24 protein-coding genes are annotated in these 23751 nt (G+C 70.8%); 13 read left to right on the forward strand and 11 right to left on the reverse strand.

All coding sequences use genetic code 11. The features are described from left to right. Positions 1-154 precede the first annotated feature (154 nt). The 8 genes from PV963_RS28760 to PV963_RS28795 all read left to right on the forward strand — a co-directional run bounded on the left by PV963_RS28760 (position 155) and on the right by PV963_RS28795 (position 9119). Complete coding sequence (locus tag PV963_RS28760; protein WP_274818775.1) at positions 155-1201, forward strand: BMP family lipoprotein; 1047 nt, start codon at positions 155-157, stop codon at positions 1199-1201. 277 nt (positions 1202-1478) lie between these two features. Next, positions 1479-2525: a BMP family lipoprotein gene (locus tag PV963_RS28765; protein ID WP_274818777.1), complete on the forward strand. Its 1047-nt coding sequence runs from the start codon at positions 1479-1481 to the stop codon at positions 2523-2525. A 207-nt stretch (positions 2526-2732) separates the two neighbouring features. Then, positions 2733-4304 (forward strand): ABC transporter ATP-binding protein, encoded by a 1572-nt coding sequence (locus PV963_RS28770; protein WP_274818779.1) that lies wholly within the window; start codon positions 2733-2735, stop codon positions 4302-4304. Then, entirely contained in the window at positions 4304-5425 is a 1122-nt protein-coding gene (locus PV963_RS28775; protein ID WP_274818780.1) for an ABC transporter permease, read from the forward strand. The genes PV963_RS28770 and PV963_RS28775 overlap by 1 nt, the downstream gene beginning before the upstream one ends. Then, positions 5422-6687 (forward strand): ABC transporter permease, encoded by a 1266-nt coding sequence (locus PV963_RS28780; RefSeq protein WP_274818782.1) that lies wholly within the window; start codon positions 5422-5424, stop codon positions 6685-6687. The genes PV963_RS28775 and PV963_RS28780 overlap by 4 nt, the downstream gene beginning before the upstream one ends. Continuing rightward, complete coding sequence (locus PV963_RS28785) at positions 6684-7088, forward strand: cytidine deaminase (RefSeq protein ID WP_274818784.1); 405 nt, start codon at positions 6684-6686, stop codon at positions 7086-7088. The genes PV963_RS28780 and PV963_RS28785 overlap by 4 nt, the downstream gene beginning before the upstream one ends. A 91-nt stretch (positions 7089-7179) precedes the next feature. Further along, a complete protein-coding gene (locus PV963_RS28790) occupies positions 7180-8457 on the forward strand; it encodes a thymidine phosphorylase (RefSeq protein ID WP_274822141.1) in 1278 nt (425 codons plus the stop codon). 74 nt (positions 8458-8531) lie between these two features. Continuing rightward, positions 8532-9119, forward strand: coding sequence for a Uma2 family endonuclease (locus PV963_RS28795; protein ID WP_274818786.1), 588 nt, complete (start codon positions 8532-8534; stop codon positions 9117-9119). A 1-nt stretch (position 9120) separates the two neighbouring features. On the opposite strand, the gene PV963_RS28800 is transcribed toward PV963_RS28795, so the two are convergent. Next, complete coding sequence (locus tag PV963_RS28800; RefSeq protein WP_274818788.1) at positions 9121-10041, reverse strand: AEC family transporter; 921 nt, start codon at positions 10039-10041, stop codon at positions 9121-9123. Positions 10042-10177: 136 nt separating this feature from the next. Between PV963_RS28800 and PV963_RS28805 the strand changes: the two genes are divergently transcribed. Next, entirely contained in the window at positions 10178-10564 is a 387-nt protein-coding gene (locus PV963_RS28805) for an STAS domain-containing protein (RefSeq protein WP_425540950.1), read from the forward strand. On the opposite strand, the gene PV963_RS28810 is transcribed toward PV963_RS28805, so the two are convergent. The 3 genes from PV963_RS28810 to PV963_RS28820 form a co-directional block, all read right to left on the reverse strand. Beyond that, positions 10448-11464, reverse strand: coding sequence for a sigma-70 family RNA polymerase sigma factor (locus PV963_RS28810; protein ID WP_274818792.1), 1017 nt, complete (start codon positions 11462-11464; stop codon positions 10448-10450). The genes PV963_RS28805 and PV963_RS28810 overlap by 117 nt on opposite strands. A gap of 119 nt (positions 11465-11583) precedes the next feature. Further along, the gene (gene dnaN, locus PV963_RS28815; protein WP_274818793.1) at positions 11584-12744 is read right to left on the reverse strand and encodes a DNA polymerase III subunit beta; all 1161 of its coding nucleotides are present in this window, start codon (positions 12742-12744) and stop codon (positions 11584-11586) included. A gap of 99 nt (positions 12745-12843) precedes the next feature. Then, a complete protein-coding gene (locus PV963_RS28820) occupies positions 12844-14115 on the reverse strand; it encodes an MFS transporter (protein ID WP_274818795.1) in 1272 nt (423 codons plus the stop codon). 63 nt (positions 14116-14178) lie between these two features. On the opposite strand from PV963_RS28820, the gene PV963_RS28825 reads away from it, so the two are divergent. Then, complete coding sequence (locus PV963_RS28825; RefSeq protein WP_274818796.1) at positions 14179-15141, forward strand: LysR family transcriptional regulator; 963 nt, start codon at positions 14179-14181, stop codon at positions 15139-15141. Between the two features lie 69 nt (positions 15142-15210). Here the strand turns inward: PV963_RS28825 and PV963_RS28830 are convergent, their stop codons facing one another. Further along, complete coding sequence (locus PV963_RS28830; protein ID WP_274818798.1) at positions 15211-15969, reverse strand: alpha/beta hydrolase; 759 nt, start codon at positions 15967-15969, stop codon at positions 15211-15213. A 123-nt stretch (positions 15970-16092) separates the two neighbouring features. Between PV963_RS28830 and PV963_RS28835 the strand changes: the two genes are divergently transcribed. Then, on the forward strand, positions 16093-17250 hold the full coding sequence (locus PV963_RS28835; RefSeq protein WP_274818800.1) for an adenosine deaminase: 1158 nt from the start codon (positions 16093-16095) through the stop codon (positions 17248-17250). 141 nt (positions 17251-17391) lie between these two features. Then, a complete protein-coding gene (locus PV963_RS28840) occupies positions 17392-17745 on the forward strand; it encodes an ATP-binding protein (RefSeq protein ID WP_274818802.1) in 354 nt (117 codons plus the stop codon). An 84-nt stretch (positions 17746-17829) separates the two neighbouring features. On the opposite strand, the gene PV963_RS28845 is transcribed toward PV963_RS28840, so the two are convergent. The 5 genes from PV963_RS28845 to afsQ1 form a co-directional block, all read right to left on the reverse strand. Then, positions 17830-18042 (reverse strand): PspC domain-containing protein, encoded by a 213-nt coding sequence (locus tag PV963_RS28845; RefSeq protein WP_274818803.1) that lies wholly within the window; start codon positions 18040-18042, stop codon positions 17830-17832. A gap of 72 nt (positions 18043-18114) precedes the next feature. After that, positions 18115-18699: a VanZ family protein gene (locus PV963_RS28850; protein ID WP_274818805.1), complete on the reverse strand. Its 585-nt coding sequence runs from the start codon at positions 18697-18699 to the stop codon at positions 18115-18117. Between the two features lie 95 nt (positions 18700-18794). Continuing rightward, entirely contained in the window at positions 18795-19412 is a 618-nt protein-coding gene (locus PV963_RS28855; protein ID WP_274818807.1) for a hypothetical protein, read from the reverse strand. Beyond that, positions 19412-21019 (reverse strand): sensor histidine kinase, encoded by a 1608-nt coding sequence (locus tag PV963_RS28860; RefSeq protein WP_274818809.1) that lies wholly within the window; start codon positions 21017-21019, stop codon positions 19412-19414. Before PV963_RS28860 ends, PV963_RS28855 begins: the two co-directional genes overlap by 1 nt. After that, positions 21016-21693 (reverse strand): two-component system response regulator AfsQ1, encoded by a 678-nt coding sequence (gene afsQ1, locus PV963_RS28865; RefSeq protein WP_010048893.1) that lies wholly within the window; start codon positions 21691-21693, stop codon positions 21016-21018. The genes PV963_RS28860 and afsQ1 overlap by 4 nt, the downstream gene beginning before the upstream one ends. A 237-nt stretch (positions 21694-21930) precedes the next feature. Here afsQ1 and PV963_RS28870 point away from each other — a divergent pair, with 237 nt between their 5' ends. Then, complete coding sequence (locus tag PV963_RS28870; RefSeq protein WP_274818811.1) at positions 21931-22686, forward strand: SigE family RNA polymerase sigma factor; 756 nt, start codon at positions 21931-21933, stop codon at positions 22684-22686. 188 nt (positions 22687-22874) lie between these two features. Here PV963_RS28870 and PV963_RS28875 read toward each other — a convergent pair whose 3' ends face one another. Then, positions 22875-23579 (reverse strand): uridine kinase family protein, encoded by a 705-nt coding sequence (locus PV963_RS28875; RefSeq protein WP_425540951.1) that lies wholly within the window; start codon positions 23577-23579, stop codon positions 22875-22877. Positions 23580-23751 lie beyond the last annotated feature (172 nt).

Genomic DNA, 23751 nt, shown 5'->3' on the forward strand with positions numbered 1-23751 from the left:
CCCGTTCGATCCCGTGGTTCACAAGGGCGTAACCGGCCATCGGCACGAATGGATAACGGCCCCGCAGCGACCCGTTCCCAGGAGTGTCTACGCGCGTTAATGTGCGCCGAACCGAGCACCCGCTGCGGGGCCTTGGAGAATGGGGAACTTCACGATGCGTCGGATTTCCAAACTGACCCGCGTCGCGGTGGGGGTCGCGTCGCTGGGCCTCGTCGCCACGGCCTGTGGCGGCACCAGCGGTGAGAGTGGTGGCGGCGACGGCAACGACCGCGGTCTCGCCATCGCCTACGACATCGGCGGCAAGGGGGACCAGTCCTTCAACGACGCCGCCTACGCCGGCCTGACCAAGGCCAAGGACGAGTTCGGCTACAAGACCGCCGACATCGAGCCCACCGAGGGCGAGACCGACGCCGACAAGGAACAGCGCCTGGCCTCGCTCGCGAAGCAGGGCTACAACCCGATCATCGGCGTCGGCTTCGCCTACGGCCCGGCGATGAAGGCCGTGGCCTCCAAGTACCCGGACACCACCTTCGGCATCGTCGACTCCGTCGTCGAGGGCAAGAACGTCGCCTCCCTCGTCTTCGCCGAGGAGCAGGCCTCGTACCTCGCCGGCGTCGCCGCCGCCAAGGCCACCAAGTCGAACACGGTCGGCTTCGTGGGCGGTGTCGACATCCCGCTGATCCACAAGTTCGAGGCCGGCTACAAGCAGGGTGTCGAGGACACCAGCGGCGGCAAGGTCAAGGTCGTCTCCCAGTACCTGACCCAGACCGCCGAGGAGGGCGGTTTCTCCAGCCCCGACAAGGGCAAGGCCGCCGCCGAGGGTCAGATCGAGAAGAAGGCCGACGTCGTCTACCAGGCGGCCGGCCTCTCCGGTCAGGGTGTCATCGAGGCCGCCGCCAAGGCGAAGGTCTGGGCGATCGGCGTCGACTCCGACCAGTACAAGCAGGCCGCCCTCGCTCCGTACAAGCGGTACATCCTCACCTCCGCCCTCAAGGACGTCGGCGGCGCGGTCTACGCGCTGGCCAAGTCCGTGCACGACGACAAGCCGCTGACCGGCACCCAGACCTTCGACCTGAAGGTCAAGGGCGTCGGGCTCTCCGAGGCGAACCCGGAGTACGGCAAGATCGCAGGGCTCAAGGACGCCGTGGACAAGGCCAAGGAAGGCATCATCGACGGCTCCATCAAGGTCAAGACCGAGTAGACGCACCGTCAGGACGACAGCCGGAGCGGGCGGGCACCCACGGTGCCCGCCCGCTCCGCCGTTCCCGGGCCCGGTCGCCCGGGTCACCCAGCGCCACCCTCCGTTCGCGGTCGGCAACGCCCCGGCCAAGGCCGGGTGATGGCTTGGGCACGGGCGCATAACAAGGTGGACAGAAGGGGTTTTCAGGCAGGTCTACGCGCGTTAATCTGCGGCGAAACCAGCGCCGCAGCCGAACCGTCCGGCGCTTGTACAAGCTTGTACGACAGGAGCCCCACACATGCGCCGGATTTCCCGGATCACGGTCGCAGGCGCAGCGACCGCCTCCCTGGCCCTCGCCCTCGCCGCCTGCGGCAGCACCTCGACCTCCGGGTCGTCGGACTCGAAGGGGAACAAGGGCCTCGCCATCGCGTACGACGTCGGCGGCAAGGGTGACCAGTCCTTCAACGACGCCGCGTACGCGGGTCTGGAGCAGGCGCAGAAGGAGTTCGGCTACGAGACGGCCGACGTGGAGCCCACCGAGGGCGAGACGGACGCCGACAAGGAGCAGCGCCTGGTCTCGCTGGCCAAGCAGGGCTACAACCCGGTCATCGGCGTCGGCTACGCGTACGCCTCGGCCGTCAAGGGCGCCGCGGAGAAGTTCCCGAAGACCACCTTCGGCATCGTCGACGACGCCACGATCAACACCAAGAACGTCGCCGACCTCGTCTTCAGCGAGGAGCAGGCCTCGTACCTGGCCGGTGTCGCCGCCGCCAAGAGCACCAAGTCGAACGTCGTCGGCTTCGTGGGCGGTGTGGACATCCCGCTGATCCACAAGTTCCAGGCGGGCTTCGAGCAGGGCGTCAAGGACACGAACCCGAAGGTCAAGGTCCTCTCGCAGTACCTGACCCAGACGGCCGAGGAGGGCGGTTTCTCCAGCCCCGACAAGGGCAAGACGGCCGCCGAGGGCCAGATCGAGAAGAAGGCCGACGTGGTCTACGCGGCCGCCGGCCTGTCCGGCCAGGGCGTGATCGAGGCCGCCGCCGCCAAGAAGGTGTGGGCCATCGGTGTGGACTCCGACCAGTACAAGCAGGCCGCCCTTGCCAAGTACAAGGACTTCATCCTCACCTCGGCGATGAAGGACGTCGCCAAGGCGGTGTACAACCTGGCGAAGTCGGTCGAGGACGGCAAGCCCGAGACCGGTATCGTTCGTGGCGATCTGAAGACCGGCGAGGTGAGCCTGTCGGACTCCAACCCGAAGTTCGCGGACGACGCCGAGCTCCAGGAAGCCATCAAGACGGCCAAGGAGAAGATCATCAGCGGCGAGATCAAGGTCAAGAGCAGCTGACGACCTACTGCTGAGCAGGCAGTAACCCCGGGGTTACGTCCGCTCAACGGGGTACGGGGAGGCTGCTCCTCGTACCCCGTTGTCGCGGTGCGTCGGCCCCTTTGTATGCCGTAGGGGCGCTACGCGCGTAGACGACCCCCGTCCCCAGGAGAGTGCGCCATCAACGCGTCCAGCAGCCCTCCGGCCGGAGCGGCGGTCCAGGAATCGGTGACCGCCGTCGAGCTCGCCGGGATCACGAAGCGTTTCCCGGGCGTCGTGGCCAACCACGACATCCACCTCAGCGTCCGCAAGGGCACCGTGCACGCCCTCGTCGGCGAGAACGGCGCCGGCAAGTCGACGCTGATGAAGATCCTCTACGGCATGCAGAAGCCGGACGAGGGCACCATCGCCGTCGACGGCGAGCAGGTCACCTTCTCGTCGCCGGCCGACGCCATCGTCCGCGGCATCGGCATGGTCCACCAGCACTTCATGCTCGCCGACAACCTCACGGTCCTGGAGAACGTCGTCCTCGGCAGCGAGAAGCTGTACGGCATCGGCGCCAAGGCCCGCCGCAAGATCAAGGAGCTCTCCGAGCGCTACGGCCTCGGCGTCAAGCCCGACCTCCTGGTCGAGGAGCTCGGCGTCGCCGCCCGCCAGCGCGTGGAGATCCTCAAGGTCCTCTACCGCGGCGCCCGCATCCTCATCCTGGACGAGCCGACCGCCGTGCTCGTGCCGCAGGAGGTCGACGCGCTCTTCGCCAACCTGCGCGAACTGAAGTCCGAGGGCCTGTCGGTCATCTTCATCTCGCACAAGCTCGGCGAGGTGCTCTCCGTCGCCGACGAGATCACCGTCATCCGCCGCGGCACCACCGTCGGCACGGCCGTCCCCGCCGAGACCACCCCGCGCCAGCTCGCGGAGATGATGGTCGGCAGCGAACTGCCCACGCCCGAGACGGCCGAGTCCACGGTCACCGACCGCCCGGTCATCAGCGTCGACAAGCTGCGCCTGGCGGCCCCCGGCGGCAAGGCCCTCCTCGACGACATCAGCTTCACCATCCACGCGGGCGAGGTCCTCGGCATCGCGGGCGTCGAGGGCAACGGCCAGACCGAGCTGGTCGACGCGCTCATCGGCCTCAGGCACGCCGACTCCGGCACCATCCGGCTCGCCGACGAGGAGATCACCGCCTGGCCCACCCGCAGGCGCCGCGAGCAGGGCGTCGGCTACATCCCCGAGGACCGTCACCGTCACGGTCTGCTCCTGGAGGCCCCCCTCTGGGAGAACCGTATCCTCGGCCACGTCACCGAGAAGCCCCTGGCCAAGGGCGTCTGGCTGGACCCGAAGGCGGCCCAGGAGGACACCCGCCGGATCGTCACGGAGTACGACGTCCGCACCCCCGGCATCGACGTCACCGCCGCCTCCCTGTCCGGCGGCAACCAGCAGAAGCTGATCGTCGGCCGCGAGATGAGCCACAAGCCGCGCTTCCTGATCGCCGCCCACCCCACCCGGGGCGTGGACGTCGGTGCCCAGGCCGCCATCTGGGACCACATCCGCGAGGCCCGCCGCGAGGGCCTGGCCGTGCTGCTGATCTCCGCCGACCTGGACGAGCTCATCGGCCTGTCCGACACGCTGCGCGTGATCTACAACGGCAAGCTGGTCGCGGACGCCGACCCGGCCACCATCACCCCCGAGGAGCTCGGCTCGGCCATGACCGGTGCCGCCACCGGGCACCTCGAGCACCAAGAGACCCCCGAGATCTCGAAGGCCGACGCCCCCGAGTCTCCGGAAGACGAGGCCCGCTGATGAAGAAGTTCGACAGGGAGCGCGTGCTCCTCGCGGTGGCCGGACCGGTCATCGCGCTCGCCGTGGCCTTCGTCCTGAGCGCGATCGTGCTGGTCGCGTCGGGCAAGAGTCCCGTCGAGCCGTTCGCCCTGATGTTCGAGCAGATCGGCTTCTCGGACATCCAGGTGCTGGTCATCAACCAGGCGTCGATGTACTACATCGCGGCGCTCGCGGTGGCCATCGGCTTCCGGATGAACCTGTTCAACATCGGCGTCGACGGCCAGTACCAGCTCGGCGCGATGCTGGCCGCGATCGTCGGCGCCCACGTCGCCCTGCCGGCCGCCCTCCAGGTCCCGCTGCTGCTCCTGACCGCCGTCCTCACCGGCGCCTTCTGGGCCGGCATCGCCGGTGTCCTCAAGGTCACCCGCGGCGTCAGCGAGGTCGTCGCCACGATCATGCTCAACGCGATCGCCACCTCCGTGATCGCCTACCTGTGGCTGCCGAACGTCTTCGGTGTGAAGGTCGGCAACAACAACACCACCGGCGAGATGCACGAGTCCGGCTGGATCCCCGGCATCGGCATGGGCGCGGCCGGCGAGATCTACGGCCTGGTGCTGCTCGCCGTCCTGCTCGGCATCGGCTACTGGGTCGTCCTCAACCGCACCCGCTTCGGCTTCGACCTGCGCGCCTCCGGCGCCTCGCAGACCGCCGCCGCGGCCAGCGGCGTGGACCCGAGGCGCATGGTGCTCAGCGCCATGCTGATCTCCGGCGGCATCGCGGGCCTCGCCGGCCTGCCGATCCTGCTCGGCGACACCCACACCTACAGCCTGAACTTCCCCACGGGCATCGGCTTCCTCGGCATCGGCATCGCCCTGCTCGGCCGCAACAGCCCCGTGGGCATCGCCTTCGCCGCCCTGCTGTGGGCCTGGCTCGACAAGGCCTCGCCCGAGCTGGACTTCCACGGCTACGACAAGGAGATCGCGGTCATCATGCAGGGCCTGATCGTGCTCTCGGTCGTCGTCTCCTACGAGGCCGTCCGCGAGTGGGGCCTGCGCCGCCAGCAGCGCCGGGTCGGCGCCGAACTGGCCGCCGGTCACGTCCTCGGCAACAACAACACCACGAAGGAGGTGGCTGGCCGATGACCACCGCGACCGACCTCAACCAGCCCACGCTGCAGCCCGCGGCGCCGACCGGCCGCCGCCTGTCGCTGCCCGTCCTGCTGCTGATCATCGCCGGCGGCCTGGCGCTCACCTCGATCGTCCGCCTCATCACCGGCGCCGACGGCATCACCAACGTCAGCCAGATGTCCACCGCGCTCCAGCTCGCCGTGCCGATCGGCCTCGCCGGTCTCGGCGGCCTGTGGGCCGAGCGCGCGGGCGTGGTCAACATCGGCCTCGAGGGCATGATGATCCTCGGCACCTGGTTCGGCGCCTGGGCCGGCTTCCAGTGGGGCCCGTGGACCGGTGTCCTGGTCGGCATCCTCGGCGGCGCGATCGGCGGCCTGCTGCACGCCTTCGTGACCGTCACCTTCAACGTCAACCACATCGTCTCCGGTGTGGCCATCAACATCCTCGCCCTCGGCGCCACCCGCTACCTCGCGCCCCTCGCCTTCGAGGGCCACACGGGCGGCTCCGCCAAGCAGTCCCCGGCGGTCGACTCCCTCGGCAGCTTCACGGTGCCGGGACTGTCCGACGCGCTCAGGGACCTCAACAACCAGGGCTGGTTCTTCGTCTCCGACATCGCCGGCCTGCTCGGCGGTCTGGTCACCAACGTCTCCTGGCTGACCCTGATCGCCGTCGCGCTGATCCCCGGCACCTGGTGGGTGCTGTGGCGCACCGCGTTCGGCCTGCGGCTGCGCTCCTGCGGCGAGAACCCGGTCGCCGCAGAGTCCCTCGGCGTCAACGTCTACAAGTACAAGTACATCGCCGTGATCATCTCCGGCGGTCTGGCCGGCCTCGGCGGTGTCTTCCTGTCGATCGTCGCCAACCCCTTCTATCTGGAGGGCCAGGTCAGCGGCCGCGGCTTCATCGGCCTCGCGGCGATGATCTTCGGCAACTGGATGCCGGGCGGCCTCGCCCTCGGCGCAGGGCTTTTCGGCTACACCGACAGCCTCAACCTGCGCGGCGGCTCCGCCAACGTCCACGCCCTGCTGTTGCTCGGCGCCCTGCTGCTGGTCATCGGCGCGATCTGGCTGGTGATCCGCAAGAGGTACGTCCCGGCCGTGTGCACGCTGGTCGCCGGCGCCCTGGTGTTCACCTGGTACGCCACCACCGACGAGGTCCCCAACCAGGTCGTCTCCGCCACGCCGTACGTCATCACCCTGGTGGTCCTCGCCCTGTCCGCCCAGCGCCTGCGGATGCCCAGGGCGAACGGCATGCCGTACCGGAAGGGGCAGGGCAAGTGACCGACGCCGGCCCGGACGTCGACTGGGAGAAGCTGCGCGCGGTGGCCCGGGACGCCATGTCCCGGGCGTACGCCCCGTACTCCGGCTACCCGGTCGGCGTGGCGGCCCTGGTCGACGACGGCCGGATCATCTCGGGCTGCAACGTCGAGAACGCCTCGTACGGGCTGGGCCTGTGCGCCGAGTGCGGCCTGGTGTCGGAGCTTCACAACACCGGCGGCGGCCGGCTGACGCACTTCACGTGCGTCGACCGGAACGGCGAGACGCTCGTCCCGTGCGGCCGCTGCCGCCAGCTGCTGCACGAGTTCGGCGGCCCGGACCTGCTGCTTCAGACCCCGGCGGGCATCCTGCCGCTGTCGCAGATGCTGCCCCAGGCCTTCGGCCCGGAGCACCTCAGCAAGTAACTCCCGTGCGGCCCTCCTGAGTTGCTCACGCGACCGGCTCAGGGGGGCCGTACGGCTTCTGGAACCCTCGGAAGGAAGCCAAGCCATGGCCATGGACGCCATCTCCGTCATCCGCACCAAGCGGGACCGCGGCGAACTCAGCGACGAGCAGATCGACTGGGTCATCGACGCGTACACCCGCGGGGAGGTGGCCGACGAGCAGATGTCGGCCCTCGCGATGGCCATCCTGCTCAACGGCATGAACCGCCGCGAGATCGCCCGCTGGACGGCCGCGATGATCGCCTCCGGCGAGCGCATGGACTTCTCGTGCCTGTCCCGCCCGACGGCCGACAAGCACTCCACGGGCGGCGTCGGCGACAAGATCACGCTCCCGCTGGCCCCCCTGGTCGCCGCCTGCGGCGCGGCGGTCCCGCAGCTGTCGGGCCGCGGCCTCGGCCACACGGGCGGCACGCTGGACAAGCTGGAGTCGATCCCCGGCTGGCGTGCCCTGCTCTCGAACGAGGAGATGCTGTCCGTCCTGGACACGACCGGCGCGGTGATCTGCGCGGCGGGCGACGGCCTGGCCCCGGCCGACAAGAAGCTGTACGCCCTGCGTGACGTCACGGGCACGGTCGAGGCGATCCCGCTGATCGCCTCCTCGATCATGTCGAAGAAGATCGCGGAGGGCACGGGCTCCCTGGTCCTGGACGTGAAGGTCGGCACCGGCGCCTTCATGAAAACCCTGGAGGACGCCCGCGAACTGGCCTCCACGATGGTGGGCCTGGGCACCGACCACGGCGTGAAGACGGTCGCGCTCCTCACGGACATGTCGACCCCGCTCGGCCTGACGGCCGGCAACGCCCTGGAGGTCCGCGAGTCGGTGGAGGTCCTGGCGAGCGGCGGCCCGGCGGACGTCGTCGAGCTGACGATCGCCCTGGCCCGCGAGATGCTCGACGCGGCGGGCATCAGGGACGCCGACCCGGCGAAGGCCCTGGCCGACGGCTCGGCGATGGACGTCTGGCGCCGCATGATCACGGCCCAGGGCGGCGACCCGGACGCGGAGCTGCCGGTGGCCCGCGAACAGCACGTGATCAAGGCCCCGGCCTCGGGTGTCCTCACCCGCCTCGACGCCTACGGCATCGGCGTCGCCGCCTGGCGCCTGGGCGCGGGCCGCGCCCGCAAGGAGGACCCGGTGCAGTCGGGCGCGGGCGTCGAGATGCACGCCAAGCCGGGGGACACGGTGCGGGAGGGCCAGCCCCTGCTGACTCTGCACACGGACACGCCGGAGCGGTTCGCGTACGCGCTGGAGGCGGTGGCGGGCTCGTACGACATCGCCGCGCCGGGGACGGACTTCGAGGCGTCGCCGGTGGTGCTGGAACGTATCGCCTGACCAGGCGGTTTGTCGTTTGGGTGAACGGGACCGGTATACCTCCGCCGGTCCCGTTCGGCGTGTTGAATGGCGCCATGAGCGTGCTGGACGGCGATTACATCCTGACTGACAACGAGTGGGACGAGCTGGTCTGGATCTGGGAGCAGACGGATGCCCCCAAGGGGTGCAAGGTGGAGATCATCGAGGGGCTCGTCACCGTGGCACCCCTTTGCACAAACAAGCATCACCGCGTCGTCGAACATGTCCAGCGCCGCCTCTTCGAGGTGATCCCCAGCCACTGGAACATCTTCCAGCGGCTGGGCACGGCCGTTCCGGCGCGGCTCGGGCTGTATGTGCCCGACCTCGTCGTCGTACCGGACTTGCCGAACGAGGGCGGCGACCACTTCGTGCCCGCTTCCGCTGCCCAGCTCGCGGTTGAGGTCACCTCGAAGGCCACCGCCCGGCATGACCGCGGCGCGAAGGCCATGGGGTACGCCGAGGCGGGCGTGCCGCTCTATCTCCTGGTCGACGGCCTGGCGCCCGGCGGACCGACGGTGACGCTGTACGGGGAGCCGAAGGAAGGCGTGTACTGCCTCCTGCGCGCAGGCAAGTTCGGAGAACGGATCACGCTGCCGGAGCCCTTCGGCCTGGAACTCGACACCAGCGAGTTCCCGGAGAAGTGAGTCACCCGAGAAGCGCCGCCACCACCACCAGAACCGGCACCGCCAACACCGTCGACAACAAGATCGCCTCCCTCGCCAGCACCTCGCCCACCCGATAGCTGCTCGCGTACGTGAACAGGTTCTGCGCCGCCGGAAGCGCCGACGTCACCACCACGTCGAGGAGCAGGGCCCCGCGGAGGCCGAAGACACCGGCTGCGAGGGCCCAGGCGACCAGGGGCTGGACGACCGACTTGAGGGTGACGGCGAGGAGGACAGGGGCCCGTTCCGCGCCGCGCAGCGGGAGCGTGCTGCCGCGCAGGGAGATGCCGAAGGCCAGGAGCACCGCCGGGACCGACATGTTGCCGATGAGGGTCAGGGGGTCCATCAAGGGGCCCGGCACCGTGAGGCCCGACGCCGAAGCCGCCACGCCGGCCAGGGAGCCCAGGGCTATCGGGTTGCGCAGGGGCGTGAGCAGGCGCTGCCGCAGGGGCCGCTTCTCCCCACCGCTCGCCAGGTCCAGGACCGTCAGCGCCACCGGCGTGACACCCACCAGCTGGAACAGCAGCACCGGCGCGACCAGTGACGCGTCGCCCAGCACGTACACCGCGATCGGGATGCCGAGGTTCCCCGAGTTGACGTAGCTGGAGCACAGCGCGCCGATCGTCGTCCGGCCCACACCCCAGCCGCGCGCGGCACCCACCGCCACGAAGACACCCGCCGCCGCTGCCGTGCTCATCGCCGTGACCAGCAGCCGGTCGGAGAAGATCACCGACAGGTCGGCCTGGGCGAGGGTAGTGAAGAGCAGGGCGGGAGACGCCACGTGGAAGGCCAGCCTGGTCAGCACCTCGCGCCCGCCGTCGCCCAGATATCCCCGGCGACTGATCAGATAGCCGACCCCGATCACGACCGCGATGACCGCGAAACCGCTCAGCACCCCCTGCACGGCGCCCCCTCACCGGCGACGCGGGCATCGGACAGCGCGGGAGGGGCAGATGCATGGGGCATACAGCCAACCCTCCGGGGAAGGCCGTACCGAGGTCAATGTGATCCTCACGGCGCCGAAAGGACGGACAGCCGCGATGAGTTACCGCCGCCGGCCCGGTCTACCGATCGTGGACGCCATGACACCCCCCGTGCTCGTGCTCCCCGGCCCCGTCGCCCGGGACGAGGTGAGCGGACTGAGCGACGACGTGAGGGCACTGCTGCACGCCGGCCGTGCCCGGGTCGTGGTGTGCGATGTCGGAGGCCTCGGGCCGCCGGGGCTCGCCGCCGTCGACCTGCTCGCCCGCCTCCAGCTCGCCGCCCGCCGGGCCGGAGGGCGGATACGGCTGCGCGACCCCGACCCGGCCCTACGCGCCCTGCTCGACCTGGTCGGTCTCCGCTTCGAGGTGGAGGGGCAGGTCGAAGAGCGGGAACCAGCGCTGGGTGTCGAGGAAGCAGTGGAACCCGGTGATCCGGCCGTCTGAGATCTCCAGTACCTGGACCGCCCACGGCGTGAAGCCGCCCTTCTCCGGGTCCGGCTTGTACTGCGCGAACCCCGGCAGGCCGTTGACCTGGACCGGCACCAGCCGGGAGCCCGCGCAGGGCGCGCCGAGGGTGGTCATGAAGCCGGTGATGTCGCCGACGCCGGTCAGCCACAGGTCGAACGGCGGCATCGTCATGACCGCGTCCTCGTGCAGCAGGGCCGTCAGCGCCGTCATGTCGTAGCCCTCGAAGGCCGCCACATAGCGGTCGAGCAGCTTCTGCTGGTCCTCGTCCAGCGGGTCGGAGACGGTCGCGTCGGCGCCCGGCTCCTTCCGCTCGGCCAGGGTCGCGCGGGCCCGCTGGAGGGCGCTGTTGACCGACGCAACGGACGTGCCCAGCAGCTCGGCGACCTCGCTGGCCTTCCACGCCAGCACTTCGCGCAGGATCAGCACGGCCCGCTGCTTGGCCGGCAGCTGCTGAAGAGCGGCCATGAAGGCGAGCCGCACGGACTCCTTGGCTATCGCCGCCTCCGCCGGGTCGTCGGTCGTGGGCAGCACACGGGCGTCCGGCATGGGCTCCAGCCAGGTGTTGTCCGGGCGGGGGGAGAGGGCCGCCTGGGCGAGCGGGGTGGACTCGGTCAGGTCCATGGGCCTGGCGCGCTTGTTGCCCGCGGTCAGCATGTCCAGGCACACGTTGGTCGCGATGCGGTAGAGCCAGGAGCGGAGGCTGGAGCGCCCCTCGAACTTGTCGTAGCTGCGCCAGGCGCGGACCATCGTGTCCTGCACCGCGTCCTCGGCCTCGAAGGAGGAGCCGAGCATCCGGTAGCAGTACCCCGTCAGCTCGGTCCGGTGGGCCTCCAGCCTGGTGTCCAGATCTGTTGGTGTCGCCGTGCCGTTCGTCATCGTCCACCCACCCCTGTGGAATTTCTGTCACGCGCCATCGCGCCCAGCACTTCGGAAGCTACCGCAGCCCACTGACAACGGCCCTCCGAGCGCACAAAAGCGCAGGCAGGCGCGGTGCTTCACACCAGCTGTTTCACCGACATCAGCAGATGCCGGTGCTCTCCGGCCGGCTCCCGGGCCATCTCCCCGGTCCCCTCGGCGGCCCCGTCGCCCGGCACCGCGTGCAGCAGCGCCCGCTGCCCCGCACCCAGCATTTCCAGCCGCACGCGCGGGCTCTCGAAGGACGTCAGCGCGTCCAGCAGATAGGCCGGGTTGAAGGCCACCGGCATCTCGTCGGCGCCGCTCAGCGTGGCCGGCAGCCGCTGGACCGCCACGTCGTCGCCGTAGCCGGCGCGGAGCATGACGGACCCGTCGGACGAGAAGTCCAGCCGCACCGGACTGTTCGCCTCCGCCACCACCGCGACCCGCCGCACGGCCTCGGCGAGCCCCTCGCACGCCACCTCGGCGACCGCGGCCCCCGCCATGTCGAACAGTGACTTGTACGTCGGCAGCCGCCCGTCCAGCAGGCGCAGCGCCGTCCGTGTCCGCCCGCCCTCGAAGCCGATCAGCCCGCCGCCGGCGGCCGGGTCCCACCCGATCAGCACGTCTGTGCAGCGCCCCAGCGACCGTGCGACATCCAGCAGGCGCCGCGCGGGCAGCAGCGCTTCCACCACACCGTCGGCCGCCGCCCCCGGCTGCCACTGAAGCCGCCGCACGGCGTACCGGTAGCGGTCGGAAGCGGCGAGTGTCATCTCCCCGCCGTCCAGGCGCAGTTGGACGCCCGTCAGCAGCGGCAGCGTGTCGTCGCGCCCGGCCGCGACGGCGACCTGGGCGACGGCCGTCGCGAACGCGGCGCCGTCCACCGTGCCGTACGGCGCGGGCGGCACCGGCAGCGCCGGGTACTCGGCGAGGGGCAGCGTCGACAGCCCGAACCGCGTAACGTCCGATTCCACCGCGAACCGCGACGCCTCCAGCGCACAGCTCACCGGCCCGTCCGGCAGCACCCGGCAGACGTCCAGCAGCCGCCGCCCCAGGACGAGCACCCGCCCGGGCACCGCGGTCTCGGCGTCTGCCTCGACCCGTACCGCCGCCTCGAAGTCGAACCCGGTCACGGCCAGCCGTCCCGCGTCCGCCTCCAGCAGCAGGCCGCCCAGCACCGGCACCGGCGTCCGCGCGGGCAGCGCCCGTACCGCCCGGCCCACGGCCTCGGCCAACGCCGTACGGTCGATGCGGAACTCCATGAAATCCCCCTGCTCGAATCCGGTGGTCAGCGGAGGCGGACGTTATCCGCACCCACTGACAACCGGCCCCGACCAGGGGGAACGGCCCGGGCCCCGGGCTCAGGCGGCCGTGGCCAGGCGTCGCTGCATCCGTGCCGCCCGCGTCCCGAAGACCGTGATCGTGACGACGCCCAGGACCGCCAGCAGGCCGACCCCGACGGTCCCGGCCCAGCCGCCCGCGTGGAAGGCGATCGCGCCGACCGTGCTGCCCGCGCTGGAGCCGATGTAGTACGCCGACTGGTAGAGCGCCGAGGCTTGTGCGCGGCCGGTCGTGGCCGTCTTGCTGACCGCCGAGGACGCCACCGCGTGGCCCGCGAAGAAGCCCGCCGTGATGAGGACCAGGCCCAGCAGGATCAGTGGGAGGGAGCCGGCCAGGGACAGCAGCAGACCGGCCGCCGTCGTACCGCCGCCCGCGTACAGCGCGCCGCGGCGGCCCAGCCGGCCCACCAGGCGGCCGGCCGTCGACGCCGACACCGTACCGACGAGGTACACCAGGAAGACCGAGCCGATGATGCCCTGCGGCAGCGAGAACGGCGCCTCGGTCAGCCGGTAGCCGATGACCGTGTACACGCCGCCGAACACCGTCATGAACAGCGCGCCGATCGCGTACAGCCGGCACAGCAGCGGGTTGGACAGGTGGTCACGGACCGTCCGGACCAGCACGCCGGGGCGCAGCGAACCCGCCCGGAAGTTCCTCGGCGCCGGAAGCAGCGCCCGGAAGGCCACCGCACACGCCACCGCGAGCGCGCCGATCACACCGACGGCGACCCGCCAGCCCCACTCCTGGGCGACCCAGCCGGTGATGACCCGGCCGCTCATCCCGCCGACGCTGTTGCCCGCGACGAACAGTCCGATCGCGGTGACCAGCGCCTTGGGGCTGACCTCCTCCGCGAGGTACGCCGTCGCCGACGCGGGCAGCCCGGCCAGGGCCGCGCCCTGGAGCGCCCGCAACGCGACCAGGACACCCAGCGACGGGGCGAAGGGAACCAGCAGTCCGACGGTCACCGCCACGGCCAGCGAGGCCGTCATGACCGTACGCCGCCCGAAGCGCTCCGACAGCGCGCTCATCGGCAGGACGAACAGCGCCAGCCCGCCCGTCGCGGCGGCCACCGTCCAGCTCGCGTCGCTCGCCGCCACCCCGAACTCGCCGGAGATCAGCGGGAGCAGCGCCTGCGTGGAGTACAGCAGCGCGAAGGTGGCGACACCCGCGAGGAAGAGGGCGAGGCTCATCCGGCGGTAGCCGGGCCCGCCCGGGGACATACGTGAGTCGGCGGCAGGGACAGAGGCATCGGCGCCCACGATCGTGGACGCCCCGGTACTGGCGGGAGACATGCTTCGAACCTACGTACGTGCCCACTGATCCGTCCAATGCATGGATCGGTCATAATCGTTCCCATGGCGCATCAACACAGCTCAACGGCTCGGCTGTCACCGTCCAGTGACACAGAAGACATGGCGGAGATGTCGAAGGTGCTGGCGCCCCGCCTCGCGTACTTCGCCGGGGTCGCCCGCACCGAGCACGTCACCCGCGCCGCCCAGGAGATGAACGTCCCCCAGTCGACCCTCTCCCGGGCCATGGCCCGCCTGGAGCAGGACCTCGGCGTGGACCTCTTCGCCCGCCACGGCCGCACGGTCTCCCTCACCCCGGCCGGGCGCACCTTCCTCACCTCCGTCGAGCGCGCCCTGGCCGAGGTCGAGCGCGCCGCCGAGGAGGTGCGGGCCGACGCCGACCCCGCCACCGGCAAGGTCGCCTTCGGCTTCCTGCACACCATGGGCGCCGAGACGGTCCCGGGTCTCCTCCAGGCCTTCCGCGCCGATCATCCGCGCGTCCGCTTCAGCCTCGTCCAGAACTACGGCGAGGCCATGCTCGAACGTCTCCGCGCCGGCGAACTGGACCTGTGTCTGACGTCCCCCGTCCCGGACGCCCCCGACCTGGTAGCCCGCCGCCTCGACGAACAGAAACTCCGCCTGGTCGTCCCCGCGGACCACTCCCTCGCGGGCCGCCGCCGCATCCGCCTCGCCGAGGCCGCGGACGAAATGTTCGTCACCCTGGAGCCCGGCTACGGCCTCCGCCGTATCACCGACGACCTCTGCCAGGAGGCCGGCTTCAAGCCCCGCATCGCCTTCGAGGGAGAGGAGGCGGAAACCCTGCGGGGCCTGGTGGCGGCGGGCCTGGGCGTCGCCCTCCTGCCCCCGCCCGCCGTACCCCGCCCGGGGGTCGTCGAACTGACGGTGACGGCTCCACGCGCGGCCCGCGAAATCGGCGTGGCCTGGCTGAACGGCCACCCGGACACACCCCCGGTAGCAGCCTTCAAGAAGTTCCTGCTCTCGAGAAGGGGCAGTTTGCTGCCGACCTAGGGGCGCGGGGAACTGCGCGACAAGCCACAGCGGACCTGCACACGCCCATGGACAATCACCCCCGCGGCGCTATCGCCTCGAAGGACTGAACCCCGCAGCCAACGGCATCCGCAACCCCAACGGCGGAGGCGCGGCCAGCGCATCCCGCACAGGCCGGGACACGGCCCGCCCGAACAACGCCCCCATCACGAAGTCCTCGGCCAGCGCGAGCACTTCGTCCCGGTACTGACTCAACCCGTGCCCGTCCGCGTGCACTTCGAACCGGCACACATCCCGATTCGCCTTCTTCGCCCGCGCCGCCAGCCGGAACGACAACTCGGGATCCGTCCGCTCGTCGTTCGTGCCGTGCACGATCAGCACCTGCCTCCCCACCAGCTGTTTCACCGGTTCGGGTGGCGCGGCCACATCCTCCTCCGGCAGCCAGGGAGCGAGCGCCAGCACGGAGTTGACGGCCTCGTGCCCACCCGCCCGCAACCCGGCCCGGCCGCCCATGCCGATGCCGGCGAGGCAGACGGGAACGTCTCCGTAACGCCGTACGACCTCGTCGGCCGCCCAGGCCGCGTCGGCCGCGAGGTTGGCCTCGCTGCCGTTCCAGCCGCGGTAGCGGTAGTGCACCACGTGCGTGACGAGACCCTCGTCCCGGCCCGCACGGGCCAGGCGGCGCCCCAGGGCGCGTACGGAGGCGGTCGCCACCATGGGGGACGGCCTGCGGCCGGAGACCTCGTCGCCGCCGGGGAGCAGCAGCACCACGCCGCTCACCGCTGACGGATCCGGACCGAATGTCCTGCCCAGCCGGGCCCTGCGAACCGGCGTCGGTTGGTGTGCCATGACAGAACAGTGTCAGAAGCGCGGGTGTACTCGAACCGTCCTCGGGGTCACCGTTACGTATCGACGGAAACGTAAAAGACACGAGGGCGCGCCATCTACGCGCGTAGGAGTTAGAGTGCGGAAATGACGAGCCAGACCATCGCGAACACCCCGACACCGGAGCAGATCCACCGGGCGCCCAAGGTTCTGCTGCACGACCACCTCGACGGCGGACTGCGCCCCGGCACGATCGTCGACCTCGCCCACGCGACCGGCTACTCCCAGCTCCCCGACGCCGACCCGGAGAAGCTCGGCGTCTGGTTCCGCGAGGCCGCCGACTCCGGTTCCCTGGAACGGTACTTGGAGACCTTCTCCCACACCGTCGGCGTCATGCAGACCCGCGACGCCCTGGTGCGGGTCGCCGCCGAGTGCGCCGAGGACCTCGCCGAGGACGGCGTCGTCTACGCCGAGGTGCGCTACGCCCCCGAGCAGCACCTGGAGGGCGGGCTGAGCCTCGAAGAGGTCGTCGAGGCCGTCAACGAGGGCTTCCGGGAAGGGGAGCGCCGCGCCCGGGACAAGGGCCTGCGCATCCGCGTCGGTGCCCTGCTCACCGCCATGCGGCACGCGGCCCGCGCCCTGGAGATCGCCGAACTCGCCAACCGCTACCGGGACCTGGGCGTCGTCGGCTTCGACATCGCCGGTGCCGAGGCCGGCTACCCGCCCACCCGGCACCTCGACGCCTTCGAGTACCTCAAGCGCGAGAACAACCACTTCACCATCCACGCCGGCGAGGCCTTCGGACTGCCCTCGATCTGGCAGGCCCTCCAGTGGTGCGGCGCCGACCGGCTCGGGCACGGGGTGCGGATCATCGACGACATCCAGGTCCACGAGGACGGCAGGGTCGAACTCGGGCGGCTCGCCTCGTACGTCCGGGACAAGCGCATCCCGCTGGAGCTGTGCCCGAGCTCCAACCTCCAGACCGGGGCGGCGGCCTCGTACGCCGAGCACCCCATCGGACTGCTGCGCCGACTGCATTTCCGTGCCACGGTCAACACGGACAATCGTCTTATGTCGCACACCAGCATGAGCCGGGAATTCGAGCACCTGGTCGAGGCGTTCGGCTATACGCTCGACGACCTGCAATGGTTTTCTGTCAATGCTATGAAGTCGGCGTTCATTCCTTTCGATGAACGGCTGGCCATGATCAATGACGTGATCAAGCCCGGATATGCCGAGCTGAAATCCGAATGGCTGTTCCGGCAGACCGCCTCCACCAGCGGTTCTTCGCCTTCGGAGAGCTGATCCGAGGGGTATCGGCGCACAGGGAATGCGGGCGGTGTTCACAATCCGTCCGCATTTCGATGTTTGCGGCTGATGGCGCCGCCTCAATACGGTCGCTGCACCGCTCACACACCCCGTCATCCCATTATGAGGACGCATTTCATGAAGCAGTCTGCTGCCAAGTCCCTCGGTGTCGCCGCTCTCGGTGCCGCCTTCGCCGTCGCCGGTGCGGGCGCCGCCAACGCCGCCTCGGCCCTCCCGGACACCGCTCAGACGCTGGAGACCGTCACCCAGGCGCTCCCGGCGGAGCAGCTCTCCCAGACGCTGCCGGGCTCGGGCGATGCGCTGGGCCAGGGGCAGACGGCGACCGGTACCGGTCTGGCCGCCGCCCAGCCGGTCACCGAGCAGCTGCTCGCCGAGGGCCCGACCGGGCCGGCCGCCCAGCTGCTCGGCGGTCTGCCGATGGAGGGCCTGCCCCCGCACGGCCTCCCGGTGAACGGCGTTCCGGTCGGCTGAACCTCCCGCCCGGGCGGACCACACACCGATGGGGCGCACCCCTGGACCCAGGGGTGCGCCCCATCGGCGTTCTCGTACAGGTCGTTACCAGGCCGTCTGTGCCTTGTTCTGCACCTTGCTCTCCGAGGGCAGCAGGATCCACAGCGCGATGTACAGCAGGAACTGCGGTCCGGGCAGCAGGCACGAGACCAGGAAGATCACCCGCATCGTCGTCGCGGTGGTGCCGAAGCGCTGTGCCAGCGCGGCGCACACTCCGCCGATCATGCGGCCGTGGGTGGGGCGGGCGAGGCGGGACATGTGCGGCTCCTTCGTGAGGCGTCGGTGTGAGGTCTCTCGTCTCTCGTCCGAGTACCCCATCTGCACTCCACGCTACGGGGACGAAGGGGGCAAAGCGTCGCCCCACGGGGCGATCCCGACCCTGGGAATCGTCGGGGTCCGACCCTGAGCCGGCTCCTCGGGGGGAACGGGCGTACCGGTAGGGCGCGCGGTGGTGCGGCGGCGCAGCCAGGAGCGGCCGGCGGGGACGAGCGCGAGATGCGCGAGGGCCACGCCCGCGGTGTTCAGGAACAGTGAGTCGACGTCGACGACCTGACCGGGCACGCCGGTCTGGAGCAGTTCGATGCCCAGCGACAGCAGGGCACCGGCCGTGACGGTGCGCAGCAGGGACGCCAGCGGCGAGACGACCAGTCTGCCGCTCACGGTGGGCAGCAGCACGCCCAGCGGGGCGAGCAGGGCCAGCTTCTCGCCGATGTGACGGGCCGCCTCGGGCCAGCCCAGGGCGAGATCGGCCCGGATACCGTCGAACGGCCGCAGATTGGCGGGCATCACCCAGGGCACGTCCAGCGGCCGCAGCGTGAACCAGGCGACGAACGCGAGGTGTGCGACGAGGAGGACACCTCCTGTCACACGGATGCGGAACGCGGCGCTGCCGCCGATGGAGCCTTGACGCTGCACGATCCCCTAGACGCGGCCTCCGGCGGAATCGGTTCCGGGATGCCCCCGGCACGCCTGTGAGGCATGCGCCACAGCCCGGCGGAGTCCGGGCCCGCTCACTCCCCGGCCACGTCCTTGGACGGCGGTTCCTTGCTGCCCGGGCGGGCCCGTACCTCGTCGGTGCACTCCCAGCGGCGCGGGGGCTCGGCGCCGGGGCCGCCCAGGACCACGGAGCCGTCGCCCTCGGCGGCCGCCGAGTCGGCGAAGGTGCAGACGATCTGGGCGAGGGCGTAGGAGGTGAGGCTGTCCGGCGCCATGCTCAGCCGCAGCGTGTCCTCCGGGTCGCCGGGCCGTGGCCCGCCCACGGTGATGCCGCCGCGTACGTCCGTGCCGTAGCCGGCCTCCTTCTCGGCGGGCGACGGCGGCGTCGCGAGCTGGTCCAGCAGGCCCTGCGCCACCAGCATGCGCCGCTCGGAGTCGGCCGCGCCGTCCGGGACCCGTACGGTCCGGTCGACGGTCACCAGCGACGACCCGCACAGCAGGAACACCTGTACCGGCAGCCCCCGGGCGGTCTGCTTCGACACGTCCGGCTCGGCGAGCGAACAGCGCACCCGCGAGGGCGCGGGCCCGAAGTTCGTCGGCACCTCCGTGGCCCGGATACCGCAGCCGGCGAGCAGCAGGGTGAGCACGGACACGGCACCGATCCGGGCCACGGACACCAGACGTGTGGTCATCAGGCCTCCCCCTTCGAGTCCTCGCCCTGGTCCTGGGCGGTGTCGTCCTCGTGCTTCCGCTCGCCCTCGGCGGGCTGTTCCCCCGGCGCGTAGGTGTGGCGCGGGAGGCGCAGGGTGAACACCGCGCCCGAGTCGGGCGAGTTGGCCGCGGTGATCTCGCCGCCGTGGATGTGGGCGTTCTCCAGGGCGATGGACAGGCCCAGGCCGCTGCCCTCGGAGCGCGGCCGGGAGGCGCTGGCCTTGTAGAAGCGGTCGAAGACGTGCGGCAGGACGTCCTCGGGGATGCCGGGCCCGTGGTCCTGCACCTCGATGACGATCGAGTCGTCGGCCTCGCGGACGGACACCCGCACCGGGGAGCCGCCGTGCTTGAGCGCGTTGCCGATCAGGTTGGCCAGGATGACGTCCAGACGGCGCGGATCGAGGCGGGCGTGGATGCCGCGCTCGGCGTCCAGCTCGACCGCGTCCAGCCAGGCGCGGGCGTCGATGCACGCGGTGATCTGGTCGGCGATGTCGACGTCGTCCAGGACGAGCCGGGCCGTGCCCGCGTCGAAGCGGGTGACCTCCATCAGGTTCTCGACCAGGTCGTTCAGCCGCCGCGTCTCGCTGACCACCAGCCGGACGGCGGGCTCGATCATCGGGTCCATGCTGCCGGTCTCCGCCTCCAGCTCCTCCTCCAGCACCTCCGTCACGGCGGTGATGGCGGTGAGCGGCGTACGCAGCTCATGGCTCATGTCGGCCACGAACCGCCGGGACGCCTCGTCCCGCGCGGCCATGTCGGCGACCCGCTTCTCCAGCGCCTCGGCCGCGTTGTTGAACGTCCGGGACAGATCGGCGAGTTCGTCGGTCCCGGACACCCTGAGCCGGGTGTCCAGCTTGCCCTCGCCGAGCCGCCGCGCGGCCGTCCCGAGCCGCTGCACCGGCTTCAGCACCGTCGTCGCGGCGGCCTGCGCGAGCAGCGCCGAGCCGATCAGCGCGAGGCCCGTGGCGATCCCCAGCGACCAGGCCAGCGAGTTGAGGTCCTTCGCCTCCGGCTCCAGCGACTTCAACATGTAACCGGTCGGACCGCCGCCGATCACCCGCGTCCCGGCCACGAGGTACGGCGTGTCGTGGTCGACGACCCGCTGCCAGTACAGGTGGTGCGGATGCTTGTTGGCCCCGTCGACCTTCTGCGTCTTGTTCACCGCCGTGCGCAGCGAGACCGGCACGTCCTGCAGGGAGAAGCCGCTCAGCCCGCCGGAGCTGCCGAAGACGGTCCTGCCGTCGGCGTTGCTCGCGACCAGCAGCACGCTGAAGCGCTGGTCACTGCCCGCCATCTGGCCCGCGGTGTGCTGGAGCTCGTCCTGGGTCGGCTGCTCGGGCAGCGCACCCGCCCGGTTCTGCATCTCCTGCTCGAAGTCGCGCAGCACGGCGTCCTGGGCGCGGGTGAGCACGGCCTCGCGGTTGAGCCAGTACGCGATGCCGGACGCGGACACGGCGGCCGTCAGCGCCACCAGGCCGAAGACGACGACCAGCCTCAGTCGCAGGCTCGTGAAGCGCAGCCGCGACAGAACTCCCTTGCGCGCCGCGGTCCAGCCGCGGTCCCCCCCTTGGTGGTGCCGCTGTGTCACTGAGGCGGATCCAGCCGGTAGCCGACACCACGCACGGTACGGATCAGCGTCGGGGACGACGGCACGTCCTCGACCTTGGCGCGCAGCCGCTGGACACAGGCGTCCACCAGCCGCGAGTCGCCCAGGTAGTCGTGCTCCCACACCAGCCGCAGCAGCTGCTGCCGGGACAGCGCCTGCCCCGGCCGCCGGCTCAGCTCCAGCAGCAGCCGCAGCTCGGTCGGCGTCAGCTGGAGGTCCTCGCCGTTCTTCGTCACGGTCATCGCCGAGCGGTCGATGACGAGGCTGCCGAACGTCGCCGCGTCGTTGGACTCCCGCTCGCCGCGCCGCAGCACGGCCCGGATCCGGGCGTCCAGCACCCGCCCCTGCACCGGCTTGACGACATAGTCGTCGGCGCCGGACTCCAGCCCGACGACCACGTCGATGTCGTCGCTGCGCGCGGTCAGCAGGATGATCGGCAACTGGTCCGTGCGCCGGATGCGCCGGCACACCTCGAACCCGTCGATGCCGGGCAGCATCACGTCCAGCACGATCAGATCCGGGCGCTGCTCGCGCAGCAGCTTCAGACCGTCCTCACCACTGGCAGCGGTCGCCACCCGGTGACCCTGGCGCGTCAGTGAGAGCTCCAGGGCCGTCCGGATGGCGTCGTCGTCCTCGATCAGCAACAGGGAAGGCACGGGCTCATTCTGGCCCATGGAGGGGTTGGGGTTCGACCTGTGGGCCGAGATGGTCGCCGTACCTGCCGCCGACGCCTGTGTGCGAGGTGTGTCCGCCATGTGGCCGAGCCCTGTGACAGGTCTGTGACAGTCGGCGGACACGGCCATGAAAGTGCCGCGGCAAGCTTTTCGGCACAAGCAGGAAAGCCCGCCCGACCGGCGGGCCGCACACCGGAAGTCCACGACGGGGGGCGCGAGATGAACACGCTGCACGGCACCAGCACCAGCGCTGTGATCACGCGTCTGCACGACGTGAGCCGGGGTTCCGAGAAGTCCGGTGCCGTGAGCGGGCGGGGGTGCGCTCGCGGCACCGGGCGTCAGCACACCGCGATCATGACGGTGGTTGACGCACACACGGGGGAGAGCAAGGGGACGGGGGCGGCTCACGGGGGAGCCGCGTACAGGGAGGACTCGGGGGAGCGCCGCTCGCTGTCGGAGGCGGAGTTCACCGCCTACGTCCAGGAGCGCCGCGCCTCCCTGTACGCCACCGCCTACCACCTCACCGGCGACCGCTTCGAGGCCGAGGACCTGCTCCAGAGCGCGCTGTTCTCGACGTACAAGGCGTGGGACCGGATCAGTGACAAGGCGGCGGTCGGCGGATACCTCCGCCGCACCATGACCAACCTGCACATCAGCGCCTGGCGGCGCCGCAAGCTCAACGAGTACCCGACCGAGGAACTGCCGGAGACGCCCGGCGACACGGACGCGATGCGCGGCACGGAACTGCGCGCGGTCCTGTGGCAGGCGCTGGCCCGGCTGCCCGAGCTCCAGCGCACCATGCTGGTCCTGCGCTACTACGAGGGCCGCACGGACCCGGAGATCGCGGAGATCCTCGACATCAGTGTCGGCACGGTGAAGTCCAGCATCTGGCGGTCGCTCCGCCGGCTGCGCGAGGACGAGGTCCTCAGCTTCGGCCGTGACGAGGAGGACGCCTTCGGCGAGCTCGTCGCCTGAGGCTGGGGGAAGCATCAAAAGGGGGCCCACGGGGGAACTGCGGAGACGCTGGGGGGCGTCTCCTCAGGAGAGTGGGGGGAACTCGGGGGAGGACAACGGGGGAGCACAAGAGCGGGACTGGAGGGCCGGGGGGTCCATCCGGTCCCGCTTTCTTTTGTCCCTCTGTTCGTCTGTTCCTCGTTCGTCCCTCAGGCCGCTGTACGCAGGCTCGCGCACCGGCCCGCCGCCGCGGACGCCAGCCGCCCCATCGCCTCGTCGCGGTCGCAGGCGTGAGCGCCCAGTGCTGTCTGGCGGGCGACGATCGAGCGTTCCTGACGCATCAGACGCCAGCCGCGGCGCAGCAGGAACGGCACCGACTTGCGGCCCTCCTTCAGATCCCGCAGGAAGCGGCGGCGGAAGGTCTTCACCGGGCCGCGGCTCAGGCACAGCGCGTCGGCGAGGACGCCGAGCTCCTGGCAGCGGGTGACGATCTCCGCGGCGAAGATGCCCTCCGCGATGAACAGCGGGGTCCGCCCGATGTCCACCGTCTCCGTGCCCGTGCGGGCGCTGAGTGCGATGTCGTAGACGGGGACGTCCGTACGGCCCGTGCGGCACAACCGGGTGATCGCGGCGACGGCCGTGTCCGCGTCCCACGACTCCGGATGGTCCCAGTCGATGTCCGAACCGCCCGCCACCAGCGGCAGCGTCGGGTCGTCGCCCTCCTTGTAGAAGTCGTCGAGCCGCAGCACCGGGAGGCCGGAGCGGGCCGCGAGGAGGGACTTGCCGGAGCCGGAAGGGCCGCAGAGCAGCACGACTCGCGTCGGTATGGGCAGAGGGGAACTCACGGGACACCAGTGTGAGGCATCCATCGGTGGCCGTACGACCCCGCGGGTCGCCTTTGATGCGCGCGTCACACCTCAACTACCCTTTGTGTCGAATCGATTACCCATTGCATCAGAAGGTGGCGGCGATGGCCCGACACATGGTCAACAGCCGCCCCACCTCCCTCGGCAGGATCGACCCCCAATGACGTCCTGGGCGCTGACGGGGACGGTGGCACAGGCGCAGTCGATCGAGAGCGTCCCG

Origin of the sequence: Streptomyces coeruleorubidus (assembly GCF_028885415.1) — a bacterium.
Classification (GTDB): Bacteria; Actinomycetota; Actinomycetes; order Streptomycetales; family Streptomycetaceae; genus Streptomyces; species Streptomyces coeruleorubidus_A.

Excerpts from the sequence above, each read along its gene's own strand:
- PV963_RS28780 (WP_274818782.1), top strand. The coding sequence starts at position 5,422 with ATGACCACCGCGACCGACCTCAACCAGCCCACGCTGCAGCCCGCGGCG.
- PV963_RS28805 (WP_425540950.1), top strand. The coding sequence starts at position 10,178 with ATGAGTTACCGCCGCCGGCCCGGTCTACCGATCGTGGACGCCATGACA.
- PV963_RS28820 (WP_274818795.1), bottom strand. The coding sequence starts at position 14,115 with ATGTCTCCCGCCAGTACCGGGGCGTCCACGATCGTGGGCGCCGATGCC.
- PV963_RS28830 (WP_274818798.1), bottom strand. The coding sequence starts at position 15,969 with ATGGCACACCAACCGACGCCGGTTCGCAGGGCCCGGCTGGGCAGGACA.
- PV963_RS28760 (WP_274818775.1), top strand. The coding sequence starts at position 155 with ATGCGTCGGATTTCCAAACTGACCCGCGTCGCGGTGGGGGTCGCGTCG.
- PV963_RS28840 (WP_274818802.1), top strand. The coding sequence starts at position 17,392 with ATGAAGCAGTCTGCTGCCAAGTCCCTCGGTGTCGCCGCTCTCGGTGCC.
- PV963_RS28835 (WP_274818800.1), top strand. The coding sequence starts at position 16,093 with ATGACGAGCCAGACCATCGCGAACACCCCGACACCGGAGCAGATCCAC.
- PV963_RS28810 (WP_274818792.1), bottom strand. The coding sequence starts at position 11,464 with ATGACGAACGGCACGGCGACACCAACAGATCTGGACACCAGGCTGGAG.
- PV963_RS28795 (WP_274818786.1), top strand. The coding sequence starts at position 8,532 with ATGAGCGTGCTGGACGGCGATTACATCCTGACTGACAACGAGTGGGAC.
- PV963_RS28765 (WP_274818777.1), top strand. The coding sequence starts at position 1,479 with ATGCGCCGGATTTCCCGGATCACGGTCGCAGGCGCAGCGACCGCCTCC.
- PV963_RS28870 (WP_274818811.1), top strand. The coding sequence starts at position 21,931 with ATGAACACGCTGCACGGCACCAGCACCAGCGCTGTGATCACGCGTCTG.
- PV963_RS28790 (WP_274822141.1), top strand. The coding sequence starts at position 7,180 with ATGGACGCCATCTCCGTCATCCGCACCAAGCGGGACCGCGGCGAACTC.
- PV963_RS28825 (WP_274818796.1), top strand. The coding sequence starts at position 14,179 with ATGGCGCATCAACACAGCTCAACGGCTCGGCTGTCACCGTCCAGTGAC.
- dnaN (WP_274818793.1), bottom strand. The coding sequence starts at position 12,744 with ATGGAGTTCCGCATCGACCGTACGGCGTTGGCCGAGGCCGTGGGCCGG.
- PV963_RS28775 (WP_274818780.1), top strand. The coding sequence starts at position 4,304 with ATGAAGAAGTTCGACAGGGAGCGCGTGCTCCTCGCGGTGGCCGGACCG.
- PV963_RS28855 (WP_274818807.1), bottom strand. The coding sequence starts at position 19,412 with ATGACCACACGTCTGGTGTCCGTGGCCCGGATCGGTGCCGTGTCCGTG.
- PV963_RS28845 (WP_274818803.1), bottom strand. The coding sequence starts at position 18,042 with ATGTCCCGCCTCGCCCGCCCCACCCACGGCCGCATGATCGGCGGAGTG.